This window comes from Microbacterium sp. (genome assembly GCF_031178525.1).
GTDB lineage: Bacteria > Actinomycetota > Actinomycetes > Actinomycetales > Microbacteriaceae > Microbacterium.
The window spans coordinates 1-8,045 of the sequence record NZ_JAPSJA010000117.1 but is presented as its reverse complement, the minus strand read 5'-3'; the positions used below and the strand labels follow the sequence as shown (position 1 = coordinate 8,045).

Genomic DNA, 8,045 nt, shown 5'->3' with positions numbered 1-8,045 from the left:
GCGAGGGCGACCATCGTGGCACCGCCCGCCACGAGGGCGGAGACGATCACGGCTGCCATCACGATCCGACGAGTGCGCATCCGTCCATCCTGTCGACAGGCGCCTGCCCGGACGCTGAGTCCCGGGTCCGCGCGATCGGATCCGGCTGTCAACCCCGTGTATGCGACGGGAGGCCGCGCGTTGACTGGGGGTCTCGCCGGCGAACGCCGCCTGCGCGGAGAGGAGAGTCATGAAAGCCGTGGTCTATCGCGATGCCTTCGACGTGCGCTACGAGGAGGTGGAGGACTCGCGCATCGAGGCGCCGCTCGACGCCGTGATCCGCATCACGACCACCAACATCTGCGGCTCGGACCTGCACCCGTATGAGGGGCGTGCTCCGATGGAGCCGGGCATGACGCTCGGCCACGAGAACATGGGCGTGGTCGTCGAGGTCGGGCCGGGCGTCGAGCGGATCAAGGTCGGCGACCGCGTCTCGGTCCCCTTCAACATCGCGTGCGGCTCATGTCGCAACTGCAACGCGGGCTTCACCTCGGCGTGCCAGCGCGCCAACCCGTCGGGCGACCCGGGAGCCGGCTACGGCTACCCCAAGATGGGCCCGTACCAGGGGGGCCAGGCCGAGTACCTGCGCGTGCCGTGGGCCGACTTCAACCTTCTCCTGCTGCCCGAGGGCACCGAGCACGAGAGCGACTTCGCGATGCTGTCGGACATCTTCCCGACCGGCTACCACGGCGCCGAGATGGCGGGCGTGAAGCCCGGCAGCTCGGTGGTGATCTTCGGCGCAGGGCCGGTGGGTCTCATGGCCGCGCACAGCTCGATGCTGAAGGGCGCCGCTCAGGTCTTCGTGGTCGACAAGGAGCCCGACCGGCTCGCGCTCGCCGAGCGGTTCGGCGCGACGGGCATCGACTTCTCGCAGACCGATGTCGAGCAGATCGTCATGGACGCCACGGGCGGGCACGGAGCCGACTGCGGCGTCGAGGCGGTCGGCTACCAGGCGCACGACGCCACGGGTCAGGAGCACCCCGAGCTCGTGCTCGACCAGCTGGTCAAGGTCGTCCGCGCCACCGGCGGCGTCGGCGTCGTCGGCGTCTACGTGCCGCAGGATCCGGGCGCCGCGACCGAGGCGGCGAAGGAGGGCCGCTACGGGTTCCAGTTCGGCGCCGCATTCGAGAAGGGGCTCACGATCGGCACCGGCCAGTGCCCGGTCAAGCGCTACAACCGGGAGTTGCGCGACCTGATCATCCAGGGCCGTGCGAACCCCGGCCTGATCGTCTCGCACGAGCTCCACCTGAACGAGGCGCCGGACGCGTACGAGAGGTTCGACAAGCGCGAGGACGGCTGGACGAAGGTCCTGCTGCACCCGACGGCAGCCTGACGAAGGGAGGGGAACCGATGCACGCACTCGCATTCAACTGCACGCTGACTCCGTCGCCCGACGCCTCGAGCACGGAGCTGCTCAACGGCCAGGTGCTCGACGCGCTCGCCGCCTACGGCATCACGGGTGAGCAGATCCGGGTCGTCGATCACGACGTCAAGCCCGGCGTGCTCGACGACATGGGTGACGGCGACGCCTGGCCGGCCATCCGGCAGAAGGTGCTGGACGCGGACATCCTCGTCTTCGGCACCCCCACCTGGATGGGGCACATGTCGAGCATCGCCCAGCGCGTGCTGGAGCGACTCGACAACGAGCTGTCCGTGACCGATGACGCGGGCCGCCAGATCCTGGCGGGCAAGGTCGCGGTGACGGTCGTCGTGGGGAACGAGGACGGCGCCCACGGCATCATGGCCGACCTGTACCAGGGGCTCGTTGACGTGGGCTACACCGTCCCCTCGCAGGGCGGCGTCTACTGGAACGGCGAGGCGATGCAGACCGTCGACTACAAGGACCTCGACGAGACGCCCGAGCAGGTCGCCAGCACCACCGCCACGCTCGCCCGCAACGCGGCGCACCTCGCACAGCTGCTGAAGGGGTCGCCGTACCCGCCGCCGCCGTCCGAGTGAGCCGTTGACGCTCGAGCGCACATGAGAAGGACGCTCGAGCGCACATGAGAAGGGGGCGCGGACGATCCGGGCCCCCTTTCTCGCGATCAGGTCGCCGGCATGTCGAGATAGGCATCGAGCAGGCGCAGCGCACGCTCGCCCTGCGGTCCGCCCGCCTCGGTCTCCTCCTGCAGCGCCTTGCGCATGTCGTCGGCCGCAGCGGGCGAGGACGCCGAGGGCGGCAGCAGCGGCACGGCCGGATCCGTGCGCAGGTGGAGCACGTAGGGGCGGTCGCTCGCGAACGCCCGCGCCCAGGCCGCATCGAGATCGTCCGGGCTCTCCACCACCTCGCCATCGAGCCCCAGCATCCGCGCGTACTCGGCGTAGGCGAACTCGGGCAGATCCTGCGTGTCGGCGAACCGCGGCGCGCCCTCCATCTCCCGCTGCTCCCAGCTCACCTCGGCGAGATCCCGGTTCTCGAACACGGCCACGACGAAGCGCGGATCGGCCCAGTCGCGCCAGCGCGCCGCCACCGTGATCAGCTCGGTCACTCCGGTCATCTGCATGCCGCCGTCGCCGGCGAGCACGACGGTCGGCCGATCGGGCGCGCCGAGCTTCGCGGCCAGGCCGTAGGGCACGCCGCATCCCATCGTCGCGAGCGTGCCCGACACGTGCGCGGGCACGCCGCGGGGCAGGTCGAGCTGCCGGGCGTACCAGTACACGACGCTGCCCACGTCGAGCGCGACGCGAGCGTCATGCGGCAGGTGGGCGTTGAGTGCTCGGACGGCTGCCTCGGGATTGATCGGCTCGGCGGGCACCGCCGCGCGGCGCTCTGCCGTCCGGCGCCAGCGATCGACGGCATCCAGCACGCGCTGCCACCACTCGCCCTCGCCGCGCTCCTCGACGCGCTCAGCGAGACCGCGGATGGCGGCGCTCGCGTCCCCCACGATGCCGACGTCCACGGGGAGGCGATTGCCGATCATCCGCGGGTCCACGTCGATCTGGATGACGGTCGCCTGCCCGGGGGCGGGGTAGTACTCCGTCCACGGGTCGTTCGAGCCCACGATCAGCAGCACGTCGCAGGCGGTGAGCAGCTCGGCGCTCGCCGTCGTGCCGAGGTGCCCCATCGTGCCGGCGGCGTGCGGCAGGGACTCGTCGATGTAGGGCTTGCCCAGCAGGCTCGTGACCACGCCCGCGCGGGCGCGCGTGGCGAGGTCTGCGAGCGCGTCGCCGCAGGACGCCGCACCCCGTCCGGCCAAGATCATCGGACGCTGCGCTCGCCGCAGCTGTTCGGCGGCCTCGTCCAGCCGATCGGCGGGCGGGCTGACGACCGGGGGTTCGAACACGGCGCCCGTGCGGACCACGCCGTGCGACTGGTCGACTTCCGACGCCTCGGCGCTCTGCACGTCGTGCGGCAGGATGACGACCGCCGGCTGCCGGGTCGCGAGGGCGTTCCGGAACGCGCGGTCGATGGCGAGCGGCACCTGATCGGGGGACGCGACCTGCGTGATGTATGCCGAAGCGACATCCGCGAACAGCGTGCGCAGGTCGACCTCCTGCATGTAGCCCGAGCCGAGGGTGCTGCGGTGCTGCTGGCCGACGAGCGCGACGACCGGTGCGTGGTCCAGCTTGGCGTCGTACAGGCCGTTGAGCAGGTGGATCGCGCCCGGCCCCTGCGTCGCGATCACGACGCCCGCACCGCCGTCGTACTTCGCCTGGCCCACGGCCATGAACGCGGCGTTCTCCTCGTGGCGAGCCTGTACGAACTCGATGTCGGCCTCCGAGCGTCGCAGTGCATCGAGCACCCCGTTGATCCCGTCGCCGCTGTACCCGAACACGCGTCCGACGCCCCAATCGGCGAGACGTTGGACGATCTGATCGGCGACCGTGGTCATGGCGCGTCCCTTTCCGCCTCGGTGAGGCGATGACCTGATGCGGTGACGTGCGGCACGGTGGAGTGCGCCGCCGCGGTACCGCGAGGCTATGAGCGCGGCGGCGGCCGGGGACATCCCTTGACACCGCGGCCGACCGGCCTTACGGCGGGACCGCAGCGGCGAGGCCCGCGGCCCTCAGCGCACCGCTGCGGGCGTACGATGGCCCGCGTGACTTCCGACACGACCGCGCAGAAGGCGCACCCCCACGAGGGCGCGGACGCCGATCGAACCGCGAGCGGCCCCGCGCCGCTCGCGCTGATCACCATGGGGGACGCGGACGCCCCGGTGTGCGTCGACGGCGTCTGCCGTCTGCCGCAGGACTGACAGCGCCGGGCGCGTCACTCGTCGGTGACCGGTCGCCGCCCCATGACCATCGCGAAGATCGCGCCGGACAGGTTGTGCCAGACCGAGAACACCGCGGCGGGCAGCGCCGCGAGCGGTGAGAAGTGCGCGGCGGCCAGCGACGCGGCAAGGCCCGAGTTCTGCATGCCGACCTCGATCGCGATCGCTCGGCGCTCGCGCTGGCTCATCCGCAGACCCATGGCGGCCAGGTAGCCGAGCAGCAGCCCGAAACCGTTGTGCAGGAACACGGCCAGGAAGACCAGCAGGCCCGCCTCCACGATCCGGTCGGCGCTGCCCGCCACGACCGCGGCGACGATGAGAGCGATCGCGATGGTGGAGACCCACGGCAGCGCCGGCTGCGCCCGCTCGACCCAACGGCGCAGCAGCAGGCGCACGACGAGACCCGCCACGACGGGCAGCAGGACGGTCTGCAGGATCGAGATCATCATCGACGCGAACGGCACCTCGAGGAACTGGCCCGCGAGCCACAGCGTCAGCAGCGGCGTCAGGACCGGGGCGAGCAGGGTCGAGCAGGTCGTGACGGTGACCGACAGCGCCGTGTCGCCGCGCGAGAGGTAGGTCACGACGTTCGAGGCGGTGCCGCCCGGCGCGCACCCGACGAGGATGACGCCGGCCGCCAGTTCGGCGGGCAGCTGCAGCACGAGCACGATGAGCCACGCGGTCAGCGGCATGATGAGGTACTGCAGCACGACGCCGATCAGCACCATCCACGGCCGCTTCAGGATGCGGGAGAAGTCGGGCAGCGTGAGCGTCAGGCCCATCCCGAACATCACGACACCGAGCAGCCACGGCACCGCCTGCCCGAGCGGCGCGATCGCGTCCGGCAGCAGGAACCCGAGGACCCCCGCGACGATGACGAGGATCGGGAAGACGGTGACGGCGAGCCGTGCGGCTCGGTCGGCGGAAGGGGTGCCGACCTCAGGACGATGCGTGGTGCTCATCCCTCTTAGCTATCACGACTGCGGCCGGAGCACGCAATCTGCGCAGCGGCGGAGGCTCCGATGCCGGTGGGAGTGAGCGGATCGCTCACTCCCACCGGAGACGGAGTCAGTGGCCGCCGTGGAACCCGCCGCCCGGCTGCTCCTCGGGCTTGCGCACGAAGAACGCGGCCGCGACCGCGATCACCGCGACGATCGCCGAGAACAGGAAGGCCGCGCGGGCGCCGGCCGCGCCGGCCGCGAGCTCGGCGAGGCCGGCCGCTTCACGAGAGGCGGACACGGAGGCCATGGTCGTGATGAGCACGGCGACGCCGGCCGCACCCGCGACCTGCTGCAGCGTGTTCAGCACGGCGGAGCCGTGCGAGTACAGGCGCGGCTGCAGCGACCCGAGCGACGCCGAGAACAGCGGCGTGAACGACATCGCCATGCCGATGGACATCGCGACCTGCGCGCCGACCAGCGCCGCGACGGAGGTCGACTCGGTCAGCATCGTGGCGTAGAAGATCATCACGGCGGCGACGAGGACCGTGCCGGGGACCAGCAGGATGCGCGCACCGCGCGCGTCGTAGATCCGGCCGATGATCGGGCCGAGGAGACCCATCATGATCGCGCCGGGAAGGACGACGAGCCCCGACTCGGTCGCGGAGAGCTGCACGACGTCCTGCATGTAGAGCGGCAGCGCCGTGAAGGTGCCGAACATCGCCAGCGACAGGATCGCGAGCACGACGACCGCGAACGTGAAGTTGCGCGACGCGAACACGCGCAGGTCCAGCAGCGCATCGTCGGCCTTCTGCAGCGAGAGCTGACGCCACACGAACAGCGCGAGCACCACGACGGATGCGACGATCATGCCGATCGCCACGCCGGTCGGCATCGCGGCCGCCGACTCGCCGCCGTGCGATCCGCCGGCCTGGCTCAGGCCGAACACGAGCCCACCGAACGCGAGCGCCGACAGGACCACCGACAGCACGTCGAGAGGCGCACGCGACGTGTCGCCGAGGTTCGTCATCCACTTCACGCCGATGATCAGCGCGACGATCGCGATCGGCAGGACGACGCCGAAGATCCAGCGCCAGTTGGCGATGTCGAGCAGCACGCCCGCCAGCGTCGGGCCGATGGCCGGGGCGAGCGAGATCACGATGCCCACCCGGCCCATGATGCGACCGCGCGACTGGGCGGGCACGACCGTCATGACGGTCGTCATGAGCAGCGGCATGGTGATCGCGGTGCCGGCCGCCTGGATCACGCGGCCGAACAGCAGCGGGACGAAGCTGGGCGCGACGAGACACAGCAGGGTGCCGGCCGTGAACAGCGACATCGCCAGCACGAATGCCTGGCGCGTGGTGAGGCGCTGCAGCAGAAAGCCGGTCGTCGGGATGACGACGGCCATCGTCAGCATGAACGCGCTCGTGAGCCACTGGCCGAGCTCGGGCGGCACGCCCAGGTCGGTGTTGAGGTGCGGGATCGCGATGCTCATCGTCGTCTCGTTGAGGATCGCGACGAACGCGGCGATCAGCAGCAGCCAGACCACGCGCATGCCGCGAGGGTCGATCTCGGGCGCACGGGAGGCCACGGAGGGGACGGGTATCGAACCGGTTCCGGGGGTGACGTCAGTGGTGGTCATCGTTCTCCTCGAGGCGGGAAGGGCGAAGCACCCGGTGCGCATCGGGTGGTGATGCAGCGGAAGGCGGGCGGGCCGGCAAGAGGGCATGAGCATGCGCCGACGGTTCAGCCTAACGGGGGCCGCCGACGTCCTATTCCCGATCTGCGGGATTTCATTTCCACGTCATCCGGTGGTCTCCTCGGGCGACGCGAGGCCGGCGGTCTCGCCTGCGCCGCGGCCGGCGCGCGTCGCCCGGAAACTAGGCTGGCCGCATGAGCATGGGGCGGGGCATGGGCGGCCGTGGCGGCGGCGGGCGACCCGTCGACGAGGACGCGCTGCGGCGTCAGAACGCCGAGGCCCCGCTCATCCCGAACCTCGGGCGCCGCGTCATGGCGCTGTTCCGCCCGTACCGCGCGCGGATCGCCGTCACGGGACTGCTCGTCGTGGTGGGCGCCGCGCTCGGCGCGATCCCGCCGCTCGTGATCCAGCGCATCTTCGACGATGCGCTGTTCCCCGTGGACGAGTCGGCCGGGGTGATGGGATCCGTGCAGCTCGACCTGCTGGTGCGTCTCGTGCTGCTCATCGTCGGGCTCTACGTGGTGAGCGCCCTCGTGGGCGTCGCGCAGACGTGGTTCACGTCGAACGTCGGCAACCGCGTCACGGGCGACCTGCGGGTGCGGATGTTCGAGCACCTCCAAGCGATGGAGCTGGCGTTCTTCACGCGCACGAAGACGGGCGTGATCCAGTCGCGCCTGCAGAACGACGTGGGGGGCGTCTCGGGCGTCCTCACCAACACCGTCGCGAGCATCCTCGGCAACACCGTCACGGTGATCGCGTCGCTCGTCGCGATGATCCTGATCGACTGGCGCCTCACGCTCATCGCGGTCGTGCTCATGCCGATCCTCGTGCTCGTGCAGCGGCGCGTGGGGCAGGTGCGCGCGAAGATCGCGGCCCAGACGCAGCAGTCGCTGTCGGAGCTGACCGCGATCACGCAGGAGACGCTGAGCGTCTCCGGCATCCTGCTGTCGAAGTCGTTCAACCGGCAGCGCACCGAGTCGACGCGGTACGCCGACGAGAACGCCAATCAGATCCGCCTGCAGGTGCGGCAGGCGATGAGCGGCCAGGGCTTCTTCGCGGTCGTGCACGTGCTGATGGCGAGCGTGCCGGCGGTCATCTACCTCGTGGCGGGCTTCCTGCTGGTGGGCGACCCCGGCATCATCACGGCCGGAA

7 protein-coding genes are annotated in these 8,045 nt (G+C 70.9%); 4 read left to right on the top strand and 3 right to left on the bottom strand.

Annotated features, from left to right (window positions below):
• Positions 1-229 precede the first annotated feature (229 nt).
• Together RIF89_RS08780 and RIF89_RS08775 are read left to right on the top strand one after the other, a co-directional pair.
• Positions 230-1,372 carry a glutathione-independent formaldehyde dehydrogenase gene (locus RIF89_RS08780; RefSeq protein ID WP_309068742.1) on the top strand — a complete coding sequence of 381 codons (1,143 nt, stop codon included), beginning with the start codon at positions 230-232 and terminating at the stop codon, positions 1,370-1,372.
• A gap of 17 nt (positions 1,373-1,389) precedes the next feature.
• Positions 1,390-1,998 (top strand): NAD(P)H-dependent oxidoreductase, encoded by a 609-nt coding sequence (locus RIF89_RS08775; RefSeq protein WP_309068741.1) that lies wholly within the window; start codon positions 1,390-1,392, stop codon positions 1,996-1,998.
• Positions 1,999-2,084: 86 nt separating this feature from the next.
• Here RIF89_RS08775 and RIF89_RS08770 read toward each other — a convergent pair whose 3' ends face one another.
• Positions 2,085-3,872, bottom strand: coding sequence for a thiamine pyrophosphate-requiring protein (locus tag RIF89_RS08770; protein WP_309068740.1), 1,788 nt, complete (start codon positions 3,870-3,872; stop codon positions 2,085-2,087).
• A gap of 207 nt (positions 3,873-4,079) precedes the next feature.
• On the opposite strand from RIF89_RS08770, the gene RIF89_RS08765 reads away from it, so the two are divergent.
• Positions 4,080-4,235, top strand: coding sequence for a hypothetical protein (locus RIF89_RS08765; protein WP_309068739.1), 156 nt, complete (start codon positions 4,080-4,082; stop codon positions 4,233-4,235).
• Between the two features lie 14 nt (positions 4,236-4,249).
• Here RIF89_RS08765 and RIF89_RS08760 read toward each other — a convergent pair whose 3' ends face one another.
• Entirely contained in the window at positions 4,250-5,215 is a 966-nt protein-coding gene (locus RIF89_RS08760; RefSeq protein WP_309068738.1) for a bile acid:sodium symporter family protein, read from the bottom strand.
• Positions 5,216-5,321: 106 nt separating this feature from the next.
• Positions 5,322-6,836, bottom strand: a complete 1,515-nt coding sequence (locus RIF89_RS08755; RefSeq protein ID WP_309068737.1) for a DHA2 family efflux MFS transporter permease subunit — start codon at positions 6,834-6,836, stop codon at positions 5,322-5,324.
• 251 nt (positions 6,837-7,087) lie between these two features.
• Between RIF89_RS08755 and RIF89_RS08750 the strand changes: the two genes are divergently transcribed.
• A partial coding sequence (locus RIF89_RS08750; protein ID WP_375294457.1) for an ABC transporter ATP-binding protein occupies positions 7,088-8,045 on the top strand: 958 nt, incomplete at its 3' end.